Genomic DNA, 15,304 nt, shown 5'->3' with positions numbered 1-15,304 from the left:
AGAATTCCCGCAAAGGAGGAAACGCCATGAATACTGCTATGACATTTCCCGTACCGTCTGCCGTCGGCAGTCTGGAGAGTTACATCCAGGCGGTGAACCGCTTCCCTGTCTTGTCACAGGAAGAAGAGTTCGCCTTGGCGACGCGTTTCAAGACCGAGAGCGACCTGAATGCTGCGCGGCAGCTCGTGCTGTCCCATCTGCGCGTGGTGGTCAGCGTGGCGCGCGGCTATGCTGGTTACGGCCTGCCGCAGGCCGACCTGATCCAGGAAGGCAACATCGGCCTGATGAAGGCTGTGAAGCGCTACGACCCCGATCGCGGGGTGCGCTTGGTGTCGTTCGCGCTGCACTGGATCCGTGCCGAGATCCACGAGTTCGTGGTGCGCAACTGGCGGATGGTGAAGATCGCCACCACCAAGGCGCAGCGCAAGCTGTTCTTCAACCTGCGCAGCATGAAACAGGGGCTGGAGCCGCTCAAGCCTCAACAGGTGAGCGAGATCGCCCAGCAGCTCAACGTGAGCGAACGCGACGTAGTGGAGATGGAGATGCGCTTTGCCGGCCACGATGTCGCACTGGAACCAAGCGGCAGCGACGAGGACGACAGCTACGCGCCTATCCAGTATCTGGCCGACAGCGAGGAGCATGAACCGTCGCGCATCCTGGAGACGGTGGAGCGTGAGCGCCTGCAAACATCCGGATTATCCGGCGCGCTGGCTGGGCTGGATGAACGCAGCCGCCGCATCATCGAGGCGCGCTGGCTGAGCGAAGGCGAGACCGCAACGCTGCACGAACTGGCTGCCGAATTCAACGTGTCGGCCGAGCGCATCCGCCAGATCGAGCAGAAGGCCTTGAGCAAGATGCAGGCGACGCTGGCATTGCCTGCTGCGTGAATCAGTAAGTAGTGCAATAAAAAAGCCGCAGAAATCTGCGGCTTTTTCTATTTCACGACCCTCAGTTGCGGACGCTGCTTGGACTTGGAATCCTCGCCATCACTCTCCGTAGCCGGAGGCGGCGGCTCGCCGCCCTGGAACACCAGCCCCTGCCCGGTCTCCTTGGCGAAGATGCCGATGACCGCCTCGATCGGCACAAGCAGGTCGAACGGCGTACCGCCGAAGCGGCCGTTGCAGGTGATGAACTCGTTGCCCATCTCCAGGTTGCGCACCGCACCCGCGCTGAGGTTCAGCACGATCTCACCGTCCTTCACGTAGGCCATGGGCACATGGGTGCGGCTGTTGACCCGCACCGCGAGATAGGGCGTAAGGCCGCTATCCACGCACCATTCGTAGATCGCCCGGATCAGGTATGGACGGGTCGACAGATCGCCCATTACTTGCGCATCGCCCTTTCGGAGGGAGTCAGCGCGTCGATGAAGCCCTGGCGCGAGAACAGGCGTTCCGCGTATTTCATCAGCGGCGCGGCTTCCTTGCCCATCTGGATGCCATAGTGGTCGAGGCGCCACAGCAGCGGTGCGATGGCCACATCCAGCATGGAGAACTCATCACCCAGCAGGAACTTCTGCTTGGTCAGGATCTGCGCGATCTGGGTCAGGTTGTCGCGAATCGCGGCGCGCGCCTTGTCGGCGCCCTTGCCGTTCTGCTCGATGATGTCCACCTGGCTGTACAGTTCCTGTTCGAAACGGTGCAGGAACAGGCGCGCACGGCCACGCATGACGGGATCGGGCGGCATCAGTTGCGGATGCGGGAAGCGTTCATCGATGTATTCATTGATGATGTTGGCCTCGAACAGGATCAGGTCGCGCTCGACCAGCACCGGCACCTTGTTGTACGGGTTGATCACCGCGATATCTTCGGCCCGCCCCATGAGGTCGACATCGATCACTTCGAAGTCCATGCCCTTTTCGTACAAGACGATACGGCAGCGGTGGGAATATGGGCACGTGGTGCCCGAATAGAGTCGCATCATAAAAACAACCTGCTAAAAACGTGGCAAACAAAAAACCAAAAGGCGGAGCCGACGGCTCCGCCATGATGGCACTCAATCAAACAGGTGCGAAACTACCACAAACGAATGGGGTAATTCAACCTTAGTGGATGTCCTTCCAGTATTCCCGCTTCAGTGCAAAGACCAGCACGAAGAGGACGAACAGGAAGCCCAGCACGATCAGGCCGAGGTCATAACGCACCAGTTTGGCGGGTTCTCCCATGAACACCAGGTAATTCACCAAGTCGGCGACCGCCGCATCGTACTCCGCGGGCTTCATCGAGCCCGGCTTGACCAGCGACACCTTCTTGACCTCAGCTCCCTCGTATTTCTCGATGCGCAGTTCCTGTTCGCCCTGCATATCGGCCAGCACATGCGGCATCCCCACGTTCGGGAAGATCGCGTTGTTCCAGCCGCTCGGACGGGAGCTGTCCACATAGAAGCTGCGCAGGTAGGTGTAGAGCCAGTCCGGGCTGCGCGAGCGGGAGATCACGCTGAGGTCGGGTGGCGCCACGCCATACACCTGTTTGGCGGCTTCCTTGTCCATCGCCGCCGGCATGGTCGAACCGAGCTTGACGCCTTCCGGCAACACGATCTCCTTCTTGATCTGCTCTTCGGTCATACCGATGTCCCGCAGGCGGTTGTACCGCATGTAGGAAGCACTGTGGCAGCTCAGACAGTAGGAGGTGAACAGCTTTGCGCCGCGTTGCAGCGAGACCTTGTCCTTCAGGTCGACCGGCGCCTTGTCCAGGTGTTCTTCGGCCGGGTTGGCGATCGCCATCGCCGGCAGCAACAGCGCCAGCATCCATAGTTTCTTGATTGCATTCATGTCAACGAACCTTTCTCAATTGTTCTATTTGAACGTCACACGACTTGGCTCGGGCTTCGTCTTGTCGATCTTGGTGTACCAAGGCATCAGGAAGAAGAAGGCGAAATAGACCACAGCCAGCACCCGGGAGATGAGGGTGTAGGTCGGCGTAGCCGGCATCAAGCCCAGATAGCCGAGGCCGATGAAGCTGATCACGAACAGCGTCAAGAAAGTTTTGTAGATCGGACCGCGGTAACGGATCGACTTGACCTTGCCGCGATCCAGCCACGGCAGGAAGAAGAAGATCACCGTTGCCACACCCATCGCCACCACGCCCGGGAACTGCGAACCGAACATCGGGGGCACTGCACGCAGGATCGCGTAGTACGGAGTGAAATACCATACGGGCGCGATATGCACAGGGGTCTTCATCGGGTTGGCCGGCACGAAGTTGTTGTACTCCAGGAAATAGCCGCCCATGTCCGGCGCAAAGAAGATGATCGCGCAGAAGATGATGAGGAAGCCCACCACGCCCACGCCGTCCTTGACGGTGTAGTACGGGTGGAACGGGATGCCGTCCAGCGGCTTGCCGTTGGCATCCTTGTGCTTCTTGATCTCGATGCCGTCAGGGTTGTTCGAGCCGACTTCATGCAAGGCCACCAGGTGCGCAACCACGATCAGCACCAGGATCAGCGGGATCGCGATGACGTGCAGCGCGAAGAAGCGGTTCAGCGTCGTGTCGGAAACCACGAAGTCGCCGCGGATCAGGATGGACAGGTCCGGACCGACAAAAGGCACGGAAGAGAACAGGTTCACGATCACCTGTGCACCCCAGAACGACATCTGGCCCCATGGCAACAAATAGCCCATGAACGCCTCGCCCATCAGTGCCAGATAGATGATCATGCCGATGATCCACAGCAGTTCACGCGGTTTGCGGTAGGAACCGTACATCAGGCCGCGGAACATGTGCAGGTAGACCACCACGAAGAACATCGAGGCGCCGGTGGAATGGATATAGCGCAGCAGCCAGCCCCATTGCACGTCGCGCATGATGTACTCGACGGAGGCAAAGGCGAACAGCGCATCCGGCTTGTAGTTCATGGTCAGGAAGATGCCGCTGACGATCTGGATCACCAGTACCAGCAGCGCCAGGGAACCGAAGAAATACCAGAAGTTGAAGTTCTTCGGCGCATAGTATTCGGAAACATGCGCCTTCCAGGTCGCGGTCAGCGGGAAACGCTCGTCGATCCAGTTGACCAATTTGCCAGGCAACGTTTTCATTATGCAGCCTCCTTGCTGTCGTCGCCGACCAGGAGTCGGCCGTCACTGAGGTATTTGTGGGGGGGGACGATCAGGTTGGTCGGAGCAGGCACGCCCTTGTAGACGCGAGCCGCCAGATCGAAACGCGAACCGTGGCATGGGCAGAACCAGCCGCCCGCCCATTTCTCGCCCAGATCGACCGGAGCGACTTCCGGACGGTAGGTCGGCGAGCAGCCCAGGTGGGTGCAGATGCCGAGCACGACCAGGTATTCGGGTTTGATCGAACGGTATTTGTTATTGCAGTAAGCGGGTTGTTGCGGGACGGCAGATCCCGGATCGGCCAGCTCGTCATCGTGCTTGGCCAGCATATCGAGCATTTCCTGGGTGCGGTGCACGATCCACACCGGCTTGCCCTGCCACTCGACGCTTATCATCATGCCGGGCGGGATGGTGCTTACGTCCACCTCAACCGGGGCGCCTGCGGCCTTGGCGCGCTCGCTGGGCATCAAACTCAATACGAATGGCGCGCCAGCTCCTGCCGCGGCAACGCCGCCCGCCGCCGTGGTAGCAGCGATCAATAGACGCCGCTTGCTGCGATCAACATGCTCAGTCATAACCTCTCATCCCTTCTTTATAACGCGTTATTTTCTATAAATAAAAACGACCCCCGGCAAAAGGCATTTGCCAGTTTTCGTTGCTACCTAAGGGTGGAAAAGCACAGCTTGCCCCAACAAGTGGAGGCCCCGGGATTACGGGAACCAGGGCAAGTAAAGGTTCAGCTCCCCAACTAAACCTTAAGAACCTGATATATGTTTTTTTGGTGGTCCCTTGATGCCAGCCACGAATACTACATAGCTAAATTGGCTGCGGCAAGCATTACAGCCGGAAAGACCATTTAATGCAACGGGTTATAGCCTCGACTACACCGGATTGGCTTGATCGATGAAGCGATGGGTCAGATCGAAGTGTGCCGCCAGATGCTCGCCCAACGCCTGGATGCCGTAGCGCTCGGTGGCATGGTGCCCTGCGGCGATGAAGGCCACGCCGCTTTCCTGCGCCAGATGGAAGTTCTGCTCGGAAATCTCTCCAGTGATATAGGCATCCACACCCTGTGCGATGGCCGCCTCGAAATAGCCTTGAGCCCCGCCGCTGCACCACGCCACCGCGGAGATGCGTTTGGACATATCGCCGATCACCTGTGGGGTGCGCTGCAAGCCATGCTCGACCTGCTGCACGAACTGGGTGAGCGTCTGGGAATGTTCGAGGCTGCCGACGCGAGCGATGCCCTGGTCGCCGAACCGCCCCTGTTCCACCAGCCCCAGCAGCTTGCCGAGCCGCGCGTTGTTGCCCAGCTCCGGATGCGCATCGAGCGGCAGATGGTAGGCCAACAGACTCACGTCCTCTTTCAGCAGGCGTGCGATGCGCCGCTTCTTGATGCCGGTGATCGCGGAATCCTCGCTGCGCCAGAAATAGCCGTGGTGCACCAGGATCGCATCCGCGCCCCATGCGATCGCCTCGTCCAGCACCTGCTGCGAAGCGCTGACCGCCGTGGCGATGCGCCGCACATCCGCGCGCCCCTCCACCTGCACGCCGTTCGGACAGTAATCCTTGAAGAGGGCGGTTTGCAACAGGCTTGCGTTATAATCGCGCAGTTCATTGAGCAGCATGAGTTTCCTTTAATTTTCAGACACAACCGAATTCATCTTACCATGCGCAAACATTGGCTATTGTTCTCCCAGGCCGTCACCATCGCACTGGCACTGCTATTCATCGTCCATACCCTCAAGCCTGAGCTGCTGCCGAACGCCGCGCGTAGCGGCGTGGTCACCCTGTACGAAAACATTCCGCAAATCGGCGGTCAGCAGGTACCTGCAACCGGACTGAGTCTCGCGGCGCAGAAAGCCATGCCCGCAGTAGTAAACGTATTCACCAGCACCGCAGTCAAGAGCCCGATACACCCCTTCGCGGACGATCCTCGTTTCCGCTTTTTCTTCGGCGACCCGGAAAACGAGCCGCAGGACAACTCCAGCCTTGGCTCCGGGGTAATCGTCAGTCAGGACGGCTACATCCTCACCAACCATCACGTCGTCGAGGCCGCAGACCAGATCGAGGTCGCACTGGCGGATGGCCGCAAGGCCAAGGCCCATGTCGTCGGTTCCGATCCGGAAACCGACCTCGCCGTCATCAAGATCGACCTGCCCGGCAACCTGCCCGCCATCACCTTCGGCCATCCCGAACAGGCCCACGTAGGCGACATGGTGCTCGCCATCGGCAACCCCTTCGGCGTGGGCCAGACGGTCACCATGGGCATCATCAGCGCGCTGAAACGCAATCACCTGGGGCTGAACACCTTCGAGAACTTCATCCAGACCGACGCCGCCATCAATCCCGGCAATTCCGGCGGGGCGCTGGTCGACGTGAACGGCGACCTGCTCGGCATCAACAGCGCCATCTATTCGCCCAACGGCGGCTCGCTCGGCATCGGCTTCGCCATCCCGGCCAGCATCGCCAAGAAGACCATGGAACAGATCATCCAGCACGGCTCGGTGACGCGCGGCTGGATAGGCACCGGGGTACAGGAACTCACCCCGGAACTGGCCGAAACCTTCAAGCTCGGCCATACCCAGGGTGTGCTGATTACGGAAGTGATACGCAACAGCCCGGCCGATCAGGCGGGGATCAAGCCCGGCGACATCCTGGTGTCCATCGACGACACACAGATCAGCGACTGGAATAACATGCTGGAGACCGTTGCCAACCTCCCTCCCGGCAAGATCGTGGCGGTCAGGCTGGTGCGCAACGGGGCAGAAACATCCGTGCAGGTCAAGATCGGCAAGCGTCCGAAACCGACTCAACAGTAGTCTTCCATCCACGCCGGATTTTGCGCCGCCCAATGAAAATGGTGGGCCGGGATGATTCCCGGCTCGCCATTTTTCTGTCAGTTCAACGTTAGATTAACGCAACAGCCTCAGTACGCTGTTCGGGATGGGATATATTTAATCCGCGCTCGGCGGAGCCGCGACTTTGAAGCAGCCCGCCACCACGATGCCCGCCTCATAAAGCAGCCATAGCGGCACAGCCAGCATGAATTGGGACACCACGTCGGGCGGAGTGAAGATCGCGCCGATGATGAAGGCGCCGACGATCACGTAGGAACGTATCTCGCGCAGCTTTTCCACCGACACCATGCCCATACGCACCAGCACCACCACTGCCACCGGCACCTGGAAGGTGACGCCGAACGCCATGAACATGCCGAGCACGAAGCTGAGATATTTGTCGATGTCGGTCATCACCGCCACGCCTTGGGGCGCGGAGGCTGTGATGAAGCCGAACACCACAGGGAACACCACGAAATAGGCGAACGCCATGCCGCAGAAGAACAGCAGGGTACTGGCGACGATCAGCGGCAGCACCAGGCGCTTCTCGTGCGCGTACAGGCCCGGCGCGACGAACCGCCACCCCTGATACAGGATGTAAGGGAGTGCAATGAGGAAGGCCGCCATCATCGCCACCTTGAGCGGCACGAAGAACGGCGTGGTGACATCGGTGGCGATCATCTGACCGCCCTTGGGTAGCTTCGCCAGCAACGGTTGCGCAAGCAGGGTGTAAAGGTCAGATGCCCACGGGAACAGGCAGATGAACACCAGTAGCAAGGCCACTACGGCATTCAATATACGGGAGCGCAGCTCGATCAGGTGTGCGATCAGGCTTTCACTGGTAGTCATCAGTCGTGCTTGTCGGGTGAAAAAGATGCCTGAGGTGGCACTGGGGTTTCGGGTGCTTTTTTGTATTGCGCCTGAAGCAGGCTCTGCTCCAGGGTCAGGCCCGTTTCCTGCACGACCTTTCCGGCGGCAGCGACATCCTGCTGGAGGTTGCTGTGCAATTTTCGCGCTTCCTCAATAGCCATGTCGTGCGCGATGTCGCTCTTGACGCCCTGCACGTAGCGCTGCACCCGCCCCCACAGATGCCCGGCGGTGCGCGCCACTTTCGGCAGGCGCTCCGGGCCGATGACGATGAGCGCCACGAGAGCGATCACCACCAACTCGGAGAAGGCAATGTCAAACATTGCTGTTCGACTTGTCCTTCACTTCGCCTTCGATGGTCTGCCCACCCTGCTGGACCTGCTTGGGTTCGTCCTCGCGCATGCCTTCCTTGAAGCCTTTCACCGCGCCGCCCAGATCGCTGCCGATGTTGCGCAACTTCTTGGTGCCGAAGATCAACACCACGACCAGCAACACGATCAGCCAATGCCAGATACTCAATGAACCCATGACTTTCTCCTGTAAGACTGCTAACTGCGCCTAACCATCGGTGGCAGACTGCCGCCGCCGATGACGTGAATATGCAGATGAAACACTTCCTGCCCGCCGCCTTTGCCGGTATTGATCACGGTACGGAAGCCATTGTCCAGCCCCTGTTCTTTCGCCAGCTTCGGCGCCAGCAGCAGCATCTTGCCGAGCAAGGCGGCATGCGCCTCTTCCGCCTGCATCAGCGAAGCGATGTGCAGCTTGGGCACCAGCATGAAGTGCACCGGAGCCGCCGGGTGGATGTCGTGGAACGCCAGCACGTCGTCGTCCTCGTACACCTTGCGGCAGGGAATCTCGCCGCGCGCGATCTTGCAAAAGATACAGTCGCTCATCTCAGTCCTTGCTCCTGCTTTCCTTTTCCGCGATGCCGGACAATCCTTCGCGCCGCGCCAGTTCGTTCAGCACATCGTCCGCGCTCAGGCCGTGTTTCGCCAGCAGCACCATGCAGTGGAACCACAGGTCGGCAGTCTCATACACCAGATGACTGCTGTCGCCACCCTTGGCGGCCAGGATCACTTCGGTCGCTTCCTCGCCTACCTTTTTCAGGATGGCGTCTTCGCCCTTGCTGAACAGTTTGGCGACATAGGAACTCTCCGGCGAAGCCTGTTTGCGCGCCTCCAGCGTTTCCGTCAAGCGTTGCAGAATGTCATTGCTCATCTTTTATATATCTCGTCGGGGGATTTCAGCACTTCATCCACTTCCACCCAGCGCCCCTGCTCCAGGCGGCTGTAGAAGCAGCTCTCGCGTCCGGTGTGGCAGGCGATGCCGCCCTGTTGTTCGATCTGCAGCAGGATCACATCGCCGTCGCAATCCAGCCGGATCTCCTTCACCTTCTGGATGTGTCCTGACTCCTCGCCCTTGTGCCACAGCTTCTTGCGCGAGCGCGACCAGTACACCGCCTCGCTCTTCTGCCAGGTCAGCTTCAATGCCTCGCGGTTCATCCAGGCGACCATCAGCACGCGTCCGGTCGCGGCGTCCTGCGCGATGGCCGGCACCAAGCCGTCATCCGACCAGTTGACCTTGTTCAGCCAGGTTTCATTATTCATAAAACCCTCCGTGCAACGTTACGAGCGCAGGTCAGACTAGGAGAAACCCGGCGAGAAACCGGAGTGTACAAGCAAGTACATGAGGATTTCGAGCCGGGTTTCGACAACGTATCACCAAGCGCAGTAGTTGCACGGAGGGTTTTCATAGCCGCACCTCGATGCCCTGCTCTGCCATGAACTGCTTGGCCTGCTGCACGGTGTATTCGCCGAAGTGGAAGATGCTCGCCGCGAGCACCGCGTCGGCGCCGCCTTGTTTAACGCCATCCACCAGATGTTGCAGGTTGCCCACGCCGCCACTGGCGATCACCGGGATCTCCAGCGCATCGGTCACCGCGCGCGTCAATGCCAGGTCGAAGCCGCTCTTCTGCCCGTCCCGATCCATGCTGGTCAGCAGGATCTCACCCGCGCCCAGACTCTGCATCTTCTTCGCCCATTCCACCGCATCCAGCCCAGTGGCCTTGCGTCCGCCATGAGTGAACACTTCCCAGCGTCCCGGCGCAACCTGCTTGGCATCGATGGCGACCACGATGCACTGCGAGCCGTAACGCCCAGCCGCATCCGCAACCAGTTGCGGATTCATCACGGCTGAGGTGTTGATGCTGACCTTGTCGGCGCCGGCATTGAGCAGGTTGCGCACGTCCTGCACTTCGCGCACGCCGCCGCCCACGGTCAGCGGGATGAACACCTGTTCCGCGACCTGTTCGATGATGCGGAAGATGATGCCGCGGTCGTCCGAACTGGCCGTGATATCGAGGAAGGTCAGCTCGTCCGCACCTTGTTCATCATAGCGGCGCGCGATCTCCACCGGGTCGCCCGCATCGCGCAACTCGACGAAGCTGACGCCCTTGACCACGCGACCGGCGGTTACATCCAGGCAGGGAATGATGCGTTTGGCGAGCATCAGATTTTCGGAGACAGTTCGTCCGCCAGCTTCTGCGCGGCGGCGAAATCCAGCGTGCCTTCGTAGATGGCGCGGCCGGTGATGGCGCCGGTGATGCCTTCGGAGCGCACTGCGCACAGTTTGCGCACGTCGTCCAGGTTGGTGATGCCGCCGCTGGCAATGACCGGCACATGCAATGGACGCGCCAGTTCGACGGTCGCTTCGATGTTCACGCCGGTCATCATGCCGTCGCGGCCGATGTCGGTGTAAATGATCGCTTCCACGCCGTAGCCCTCGAAACGCTGCGCCAGATCGGCGACATCGTGGCCGGTCAGCTTGGACCAGCCGTCCACCGCCACCTTGCCGCCCTTGGCATCGAGGCCGACCATGATGTGGCCGGGGAAGGCATCGCAGGCTTCATGCAGGAAGCCCGGCACCTTCACGGCGGCGGTGCCGATGATGACGTAGGTCACGCCGAGATCGAGATAACGTTCGATGGTCTCCAGGTCGCGGATACCGCCACCCAGTTGCACGGGGATCTCGCTGCCCACCGCTTCGATGATGCTGCGCACGGCCGCTTCGTTCTTCGGCTTGCCGGCGAACGCGCCGTTCAGGTCCACCAGATGCAAACGACGCGCGCCTTGCGCCAGCCAGTGTTTGGCGGTTGCCGCGGGGTCGTCGGAAAACACCGTCGCGTCTTCCATCACGCCTTGCTTGAGGCGCACACAGTGGCCGTCTTTCAGGTCGATGGCAGGGATGATCAGGGTCGAAGTATCCATGATTGAGAGATTACACAGGATTCCAGTTGATAAAATTCTGCAGCAGCTTCAAGCCCGCCGCAGCACTCTTTTCGGGGTGAAATTGCACCGCGAACAAATTGTCCTTCGCCACCGCGCACACGAAAGGCTGCGGGTAGTCGCTGGTCGCTTGAGCAAGCGACGCGTCGCGCGGCTGTACGTAGTAGCTGTGCACGAAATAGAAACGCGCATCCTGCGCGATACCGTTCCACAAGGCGTGATCGGCGTGATGCACCTGGTTCCAGCCCATGTGCGGCACCTTGAGCTTGTTGCCCTGCGCGTCCTTCAGGTCGGAAGCGAAACGCACCACCTCGCCCGGCAACACGCCCAATCCAGGCACATTGCCCTCGGCGCTGTGTTCGAACAGCATCTGCAAGCCGATGCAGATGCCGAGGAAGGGTTTGTTGCGCGCCGCATCCAGCACTGCTTGGCGCAGGCCGCGCGAGTCCATCTCGCGCATGCAGTCCGGCATCGCTCCCTGCCCCGGGAACACCACACGCTTAGCGGCGGCGATCACACGAGGATCGTCCGTGACGGCAATTTCGCTGTTGGGCGCGACCTTGCGCAAGGCCTGTTCGACCGAGCGCAAATTGCCCATTCCATAATCTACGACTGCAACATCGACCATTTGGGCTTACAGTGTTCCTTTGGTGGAAGGCATCACGCCCGCCATGCGCGGATCGAGCTCCAGCGCCATGCGCAGCGCGCGACCGAACGCCTTGAAGATGGTCTCGGCCTGATGGTGGGCATTGTTGCCCGCCAGATTGTCGATGTGCAGCGTCACCAGGGCGTGATTGACGAAGCCCTGGAAGAATTCGTTGATCAGGTCCACCTCGAACTCGCCGATACTGCCGCGCACGAATTCGCAGTTGAATACCAGGCCGGGACGACCGGAAATATCCAGCACCGCACGCGACAGCGCCTCGTCCAGCGGCACGTAGGCGTGACCGTAGCGGCGCAGCCCCTTCTTGTCGCCGACTGCCTGGTTGAATGCCTGCCCCAGGGTGATGCCGATGTCTTCCACGGTGTGATGCGCGTCGATGTGCAGATCACCCTTGGCGAGGATGTCGATGTCGACCATTCCGTGACGGGCGATCTGGTCGAGCATGTGCTCGAGGAACGGCAGCCCGGTGTCGAACCTGGCCTTGCCGCTGCCGTCCAGATTCAGCTCGACGCTGATCTGGGTTTCCAGTGTATTGCGAGAGACTTTCGCGCTGCGCATGATTTGCCTTATGCGGGTTGAGTAATAGTGTCCTGCAGTGCCGCCATGAACTTCGCGTCCTCATCTTCAGTGCCGACCGTGACACGCAGACAGTCGCGCAGCATCGGATGCCCGCCGTTCAGGTTCTTGATCAGCACGCCGCGTCGCTTCAGTCCGTCGAATGCAGCCGTCGCGTTCGCCACGCGGAACAGCAGGAAGTTCGCCTCGCTGGGATAAACCTGCACACCGGCGACCGCCTCCAGCTGACGGTACAGCCTGGTGCGCTCCAGCTTGAGCTGCTCCGCCTGCCGCAGCAACACATCGTGGTGATCGAGCAGCTTTTCGGCGACCAGTTGCGGCAAAACGCCGACATTATACGGCAAGCGCAGCTTTTCCAGCTGATCCAGCCATGCCGCGCTGCCCGCCAGGAACCCCAGCCGCAAGCCGGCCATGCCCAGCTTGGAGAAGGTGCGCATCACCAGCAGGTTCGGGTAGCGCGCCAAGTGAGGAATGAAGCTGTCGCGAGCAAAGGCGTAATAGGCCTCATCCACCACCACCAAGCCGGGCGCGGCCTCGATGATCTGCTTCACCGCGTCCGCGGAGAACAGGTTGCCGGTGGGATTGTTCGGATAGGCCAGGAACACCAGCGCGGGTTGCTCGCGCTCGATCGCCGCGAGGGTCGCGGGCAGGTCCAGAGAGAAATCCCCCGCCAGCTGCACGCCGACGTAGCGCATGCCGGTGAACGCCGCGATCATCTTGTACATCACGAACGACGGCTCCACGCTCAACAGGGTCGCGCCCGGCTTGTTGAGCGCCAGCGCCAGCAGCTGGATCAGCTCGTCGGAACCGTTGCCGAGCAACACGTCCATCCCCTGCGGCAAGCCGGTCACCGAACGGATCTTTTCCTTGAGCGTGGCCGCACCCGGATCGGGATAACGATTGATGGGAGCGTCCGCAACAGCCCTGGCGATCTCGTCGCGCAACTCGGGCGGGATGGAATAGGGATTCTCCATCGCATCCAGTTTGACGTAACCCGCGCTATCCGGCACGTGGTAGGCATGCAAATCAAGAATCTCGCGACGCAGTAGTGCGTTCACGAGAGAAGGTGCCGGAATGGAAGACATGAAACGAAATAAAACGCGGTGTAATAGCAACGGCTCGGAGCTTATCACAACCTTGCGATTGCTGGCAGTTATGATGATATAGTAGCTCTGTTTGAATTAGGAAAACTACCGATTCAGTAAAGCCGATGCCCAATATCCCTCGCACCCAACCGAGCAAGCCATCCCCGGACAAACTCCAGGGATTCATTGCCAACTTGCCCGGAATGGCCTGCCAGATGGAACTACAGGAAGATGGCTCCCTCATCTTCCCCTACGTCAGCGAGGGCTGTTCGGCACTGCTCAATATCGCCCCCTCCGACCTGCAAAGCGATGCTTCGCGCCTCTTGAGCATCATCCACCCGGAAGATGTCGCCTCTTTTCTGGACACACTAAAACAGTCGGCACAAACCATGTGCTTCTGGAACTGGGAAGGACGCATCAACTTACCGCACGACGAAACCAAGTGGCTCAGCCTGGGTGCCACGCCGCAGTCCATGCCCAACGGTCTGCCGCGCTGGGAAGGCATATTGCTCGACATCACCCAGAGCAAACTGGGCGAACTCGAGGTCAAGCGCGCCCAGCAGCAGTTGCAGGAACTTTCTTCCCACATTCAGGATGCCAAGGAACAGGAACGGCTGCGTATCGCGCGCGAAGTTCACGACGAGATAGGCAGCCTGCTCACCGCGATCAAGATCGACTTCCTGTGGCTGAGCCAGCGCCTGCCCAAAGACAACCTGCAGCTCACCGACAAGGCGAAAACCATCGAGGATCTGGTCAACAAGGTGATCATCTCCGCCAGCAACCTGGCGCACAGCCTGCGCCCCGGCATCTTGGACTGCTTCGGGCTCATCGCGGCGCTCGAGATCGAGGCGCAGGAATTCAGCAAGCGCAGCGGCATCACCTGCACCATCACCAAATCGCAGGACTATATCGACCTGCCCGAGACCCACTCCATCACGCTGTTCCGCATCTTCCAGGAAGCGCTGAACAACATCCTGAAACACGCCAAGGCGAAGAATGTCCAGGTCGAGATCGTCAAGGGCGAAGACCACCTGGAACTGATCATCGAAGACGACGGCGTAGGATTCAGCGACGACGCCCGCCTGAAGCCGCGGTCTTTCGGCCTGCGCGGCATCCACGAACGCATCGAACATCTCGGCGGTACGGTCAGGATCAGCAGCACGCCCGGCGAAGGCACACATATCGCCATATTCCTCCCGCTCGAAGGCGAGAACGGTAATGGCAACACCCACCAGCAAGCCCTCTTTGACGCCCCTTCGCCATGATTAACATTCTCGTAGTCGACGATCACGCGCTGATCCGCAAGGGGCTGAAGATGCTGCTCGAGGAAACCCCCGACTATCGCATCACAGGGGAAGCGGAAAACGGCCTGCAGGCCGTCACCATGATGCGCGAACACCACTACGACTTGGTGCTGCTGGACATGTCGCTGCCCGACAAGCACGGCATGGACGTGCTCAAGCAACTCAAGATCGAACAGCCCGACGTCAAGGTGATCGTCTTGAGCATGTATCCGGAGGACCAGTTCGGCGTGCGGGCGCTGAAGGCCGGGGCGGTAGGCTATATCAACAAGCAGAGTGCGCCGGAAAACCTGGTCGGGGCGATCCAGCAGGTCATGAGCGGCAAGAAGTACATCAGCGCGACGCTGGCCGAACAGCTGCTGAGCAACCTGATGGGCGATTCGCAGGAGTTGCTGCATCAGAGCCTGTCCAACCGCGAATACCAGACGCTGTGCCTGATGGCATCGGGCAAATCGCTGACCGAGATCTCCGAGATCATGATGCTCAGCCCCAAGACCGTCAGCGTCTACCGCGCCCGCATGCTGGAAAAGATGGGCTTCAAGAACAATGCCGAGGCGGTTCACTACGCCATCGCGCACAAGCTGGTGGAAAGCAAGAGCTGAACTGCGGGAATTGAAATAGCGGGATACCTGCCCG

21 protein-coding genes are annotated in these 15,304 nt (G+C 60.1%); 4 read left to right on the top strand and 17 right to left on the bottom strand.

What is annotated here, in order from left to right; genetic code table 11:
* Positions 1–26 precede the first annotated feature (26 nt).
* Positions 27–887 (top strand): RNA polymerase sigma factor RpoH, encoded by an 861-nt coding sequence (gene rpoH, locus FGKAn22_RS02560; protein WP_212786424.1) that lies wholly within the window; start codon positions 27–29, stop codon positions 885–887.
* A gap of 47 nt (positions 888–934) precedes the next feature.
* Here the strand turns inward: rpoH and FGKAn22_RS02555 are convergent, their stop codons facing one another.
* From FGKAn22_RS02555 to FGKAn22_RS02530, 6 genes are all read right to left on the bottom strand, one after another.
* Positions 935–1,324, bottom strand: a complete 390-nt coding sequence (locus tag FGKAn22_RS02555) for a ClpXP protease specificity-enhancing factor (protein ID WP_212786423.1) — start codon at positions 1,322–1,324, stop codon at positions 935–937.
* Positions 1,324–1,920 carry a glutathione S-transferase N-terminal domain-containing protein gene (locus FGKAn22_RS02550; RefSeq protein ID WP_212786422.1) on the bottom strand — a complete coding sequence of 199 codons (597 nt, stop codon included), beginning with the start codon at positions 1,918–1,920 and terminating at the stop codon, positions 1,324–1,326. Before FGKAn22_RS02550 ends, FGKAn22_RS02555 begins: the two co-directional genes overlap by 1 nt.
* Positions 1,921–2,041: 121 nt before the next feature.
* Positions 2,042–2,767: a cytochrome c1 gene (locus tag FGKAn22_RS02545; RefSeq protein WP_212786421.1), complete on the bottom strand. Its 726-nt coding sequence runs from the start codon at positions 2,765–2,767 to the stop codon at positions 2,042–2,044.
* A gap of 24 nt (positions 2,768–2,791) precedes the next feature.
* Positions 2,792–4,030, bottom strand: coding sequence for a cytochrome b (locus tag FGKAn22_RS02540; protein WP_212786420.1), 1,239 nt, complete (start codon positions 4,028–4,030; stop codon positions 2,792–2,794).
* Complete coding sequence (gene petA, locus FGKAn22_RS02535; RefSeq protein ID WP_212786419.1) at positions 4,030–4,623, bottom strand: ubiquinol-cytochrome c reductase iron-sulfur subunit; 594 nt, start codon at positions 4,621–4,623, stop codon at positions 4,030–4,032. The genes FGKAn22_RS02540 and petA overlap by 1 nt, the downstream gene beginning before the upstream one ends.
* Before the next feature lie 306 nt (positions 4,624–4,929).
* Positions 4,930–5,676, bottom strand: coding sequence for a Nif3-like dinuclear metal center hexameric protein (locus tag FGKAn22_RS02530; protein WP_212786418.1), 747 nt, complete (start codon positions 5,674–5,676; stop codon positions 4,930–4,932).
* A gap of 42 nt (positions 5,677–5,718) precedes the next feature.
* Here FGKAn22_RS02530 and FGKAn22_RS02525 point away from each other — a divergent pair, with 42 nt between their 5' ends.
* Complete coding sequence (locus FGKAn22_RS02525; RefSeq protein WP_212786417.1) at positions 5,719–6,870, top strand: Do family serine endopeptidase; 1,152 nt, start codon at positions 5,719–5,721, stop codon at positions 6,868–6,870.
* Positions 6,871–7,005: 135 nt separating this feature from the next.
* Here FGKAn22_RS02525 and tatC read toward each other — a convergent pair whose 3' ends face one another.
* The 11 genes from tatC to hisC form a co-directional block, all read right to left on the bottom strand.
* Positions 7,006–7,737, bottom strand: coding sequence for a twin-arginine translocase subunit TatC (tatC, locus tag FGKAn22_RS02520; protein ID WP_212786416.1), 732 nt, complete (start codon positions 7,735–7,737; stop codon positions 7,006–7,008).
* Positions 7,737–8,078 carry a Sec-independent protein translocase protein TatB gene (gene tatB, locus FGKAn22_RS02515; protein ID WP_212786415.1) on the bottom strand — a complete coding sequence of 114 codons (342 nt, stop codon included), beginning with the start codon at positions 8,076–8,078 and terminating at the stop codon, positions 7,737–7,739. Before tatB ends, tatC begins: the two co-directional genes overlap by 1 nt.
* Positions 8,071–8,283, bottom strand: a complete 213-nt coding sequence (tatA, locus tag FGKAn22_RS02510) for a Sec-independent protein translocase subunit TatA (protein WP_212786414.1) — start codon at positions 8,281–8,283, stop codon at positions 8,071–8,073. Before tatA ends, tatB begins: the two co-directional genes overlap by 8 nt.
* Positions 8,284–8,303: 20 nt before the next feature.
* Entirely contained in the window at positions 8,304–8,651 is a 348-nt protein-coding gene (locus FGKAn22_RS02505) for a histidine triad nucleotide-binding protein (RefSeq protein WP_212786413.1), read from the bottom strand.
* A gap of 1 nt (position 8,652) precedes the next feature.
* Complete coding sequence (locus FGKAn22_RS02500; RefSeq protein ID WP_212786412.1) at positions 8,653–8,976, bottom strand: phosphoribosyl-ATP diphosphatase; 324 nt, start codon at positions 8,974–8,976, stop codon at positions 8,653–8,655.
* Positions 8,973–9,365 carry a phosphoribosyl-AMP cyclohydrolase gene (hisI, locus tag FGKAn22_RS02495; RefSeq protein ID WP_212786411.1) on the bottom strand — a complete coding sequence of 131 codons (393 nt, stop codon included), beginning with the start codon at positions 9,363–9,365 and terminating at the stop codon, positions 8,973–8,975. The genes FGKAn22_RS02500 and hisI overlap by 4 nt, the downstream gene beginning before the upstream one ends.
* Positions 9,366–9,507: 142 nt before the next feature.
* The gene (hisF, locus tag FGKAn22_RS02490) at positions 9,508–10,269 is read right to left on the bottom strand and encodes an imidazole glycerol phosphate synthase subunit HisF (RefSeq protein WP_212787130.1); all 762 of its coding nucleotides are present in this window, start codon (positions 10,267–10,269) and stop codon (positions 9,508–9,510) included.
* Complete coding sequence (gene hisA, locus FGKAn22_RS02485; protein WP_212786410.1) at positions 10,266–11,024, bottom strand: 1-(5-phosphoribosyl)-5-[(5-phosphoribosylamino)methylideneamino]imidazole-4-carboxamide isomerase; 759 nt, start codon at positions 11,022–11,024, stop codon at positions 10,266–10,268. The genes hisF and hisA overlap by 4 nt, the downstream gene beginning before the upstream one ends.
* 10 nt (positions 11,025–11,034) lie before the next feature.
* On the bottom strand, positions 11,035–11,670 hold the full coding sequence (gene hisH / locus FGKAn22_RS02480) for an imidazole glycerol phosphate synthase subunit HisH (RefSeq protein ID WP_212786409.1): 636 nt from the start codon (positions 11,668–11,670) through the stop codon (positions 11,035–11,037).
* Positions 11,671–11,676: 6 nt separating this feature from the next.
* Positions 11,677–12,264 carry an imidazoleglycerol-phosphate dehydratase HisB gene (gene hisB, locus FGKAn22_RS02475; protein WP_212786408.1) on the bottom strand — a complete coding sequence of 196 codons (588 nt, stop codon included), beginning with the start codon at positions 12,262–12,264 and terminating at the stop codon, positions 11,677–11,679.
* Between the two features lie 8 nt (positions 12,265–12,272).
* Positions 12,273–13,367 (bottom strand): histidinol-phosphate transaminase, encoded by a 1,095-nt coding sequence (hisC, locus tag FGKAn22_RS02470; RefSeq protein ID WP_212786407.1) that lies wholly within the window; start codon positions 13,365–13,367, stop codon positions 12,273–12,275.
* 125 nt (positions 13,368–13,492) lie between these two features.
* Between hisC and FGKAn22_RS02465 the strand changes: the two genes are divergently transcribed.
* Positions 13,493–14,632, top strand: a complete 1,140-nt coding sequence (locus tag FGKAn22_RS02465) for a sensor histidine kinase (protein WP_212786406.1) — start codon at positions 13,493–13,495, stop codon at positions 14,630–14,632.
* Positions 14,629–15,270, top strand: a complete 642-nt coding sequence (locus tag FGKAn22_RS02460; protein ID WP_212786405.1) for a response regulator — start codon at positions 14,629–14,631, stop codon at positions 15,268–15,270. The genes FGKAn22_RS02465 and FGKAn22_RS02460 overlap by 4 nt, the downstream gene beginning before the upstream one ends.
* Positions 15,271–15,304 lie beyond the last annotated feature (34 nt).

This window comes from Ferrigenium kumadai (assembly GCF_018324385.1).
In the GTDB taxonomy this organism is placed as follows: Bacteria; Pseudomonadota; Gammaproteobacteria; order Burkholderiales; family Gallionellaceae; genus Gallionella; species Gallionella kumadai.
This window is presented reverse-complemented; position numbering and strand designations above follow the sequence as displayed.

Excerpts from the sequence above, each read along its gene's own strand:
- FGKAn22_RS02530 (WP_212786418.1), bottom strand. The coding sequence starts at position 5,676 with ATGCTGCTCAATGAACTGCGCGATTATAACGCAAGCCTGTTGCAAACC.
- rpoH (WP_212786424.1), top strand. The coding sequence starts at position 27 with ATGAATACTGCTATGACATTTCCCGTACCGTCTGCCGTCGGCAGTCTG.
- hisI (WP_212786411.1), bottom strand. The coding sequence starts at position 9,365 with ATGAATAATGAAACCTGGCTGAACAAGGTCAACTGGTCGGATGACGGC.
- FGKAn22_RS02525 (WP_212786417.1), top strand. The coding sequence starts at position 5,719 with ATGCGCAAACATTGGCTATTGTTCTCCCAGGCCGTCACCATCGCACTG.
- FGKAn22_RS02500 (WP_212786412.1), bottom strand. The coding sequence starts at position 8,976 with ATGAGCAATGACATTCTGCAACGCTTGACGGAAACGCTGGAGGCGCGC.
- hisA (WP_212786410.1), bottom strand. The coding sequence starts at position 11,024 with ATGGATACTTCGACCCTGATCATCCCTGCCATCGACCTGAAAGACGGC.
- FGKAn22_RS02465 (WP_212786406.1), top strand. The coding sequence starts at position 13,493 with ATGCCCAATATCCCTCGCACCCAACCGAGCAAGCCATCCCCGGACAAA.
- FGKAn22_RS02540 (WP_212786420.1), bottom strand. The coding sequence starts at position 4,030 with ATGAAAACGTTGCCTGGCAAATTGGTCAACTGGATCGACGAGCGTTTC.
- tatB (WP_212786415.1), bottom strand. The coding sequence starts at position 8,078 with ATGTTTGACATTGCCTTCTCCGAGTTGGTGGTGATCGCTCTCGTGGCG.
- FGKAn22_RS02460 (WP_212786405.1), top strand. The coding sequence starts at position 14,629 with ATGATTAACATTCTCGTAGTCGACGATCACGCGCTGATCCGCAAGGGG.
- hisB (WP_212786408.1), bottom strand. The coding sequence starts at position 12,264 with ATGCGCAGCGCGAAAGTCTCTCGCAATACACTGGAAACCCAGATCAGC.
- FGKAn22_RS02545 (WP_212786421.1), bottom strand. The coding sequence starts at position 2,767 with ATGAATGCAATCAAGAAACTATGGATGCTGGCGCTGTTGCTGCCGGCG.
- FGKAn22_RS02505 (WP_212786413.1), bottom strand. The coding sequence starts at position 8,651 with ATGAGCGACTGTATCTTTTGCAAGATCGCGCGCGGCGAGATTCCCTGC.
- FGKAn22_RS02550 (WP_212786422.1), bottom strand. The coding sequence starts at position 1,920 with ATGATGCGACTCTATTCGGGCACCACGTGCCCATATTCCCACCGCTGC.
- tatC (WP_212786416.1), bottom strand. The coding sequence starts at position 7,737 with ATGACTACCAGTGAAAGCCTGATCGCACACCTGATCGAGCTGCGCTCC.
- FGKAn22_RS02555 (WP_212786423.1), bottom strand. The coding sequence starts at position 1,324 with ATGGGCGATCTGTCGACCCGTCCATACCTGATCCGGGCGATCTACGAA.
- petA (WP_212786419.1), bottom strand. The coding sequence starts at position 4,623 with ATGACTGAGCATGTTGATCGCAGCAAGCGGCGTCTATTGATCGCTGCT.
- tatA (WP_212786414.1), bottom strand. The coding sequence starts at position 8,283 with ATGGGTTCATTGAGTATCTGGCATTGGCTGATCGTGTTGCTGGTCGTG.
- hisC (WP_212786407.1), bottom strand. The coding sequence starts at position 13,367 with ATGTCTTCCATTCCGGCACCTTCTCTCGTGAACGCACTACTGCGTCGC.
- hisH (WP_212786409.1), bottom strand. The coding sequence starts at position 11,670 with ATGGTCGATGTTGCAGTCGTAGATTATGGAATGGGCAATTTGCGCTCG.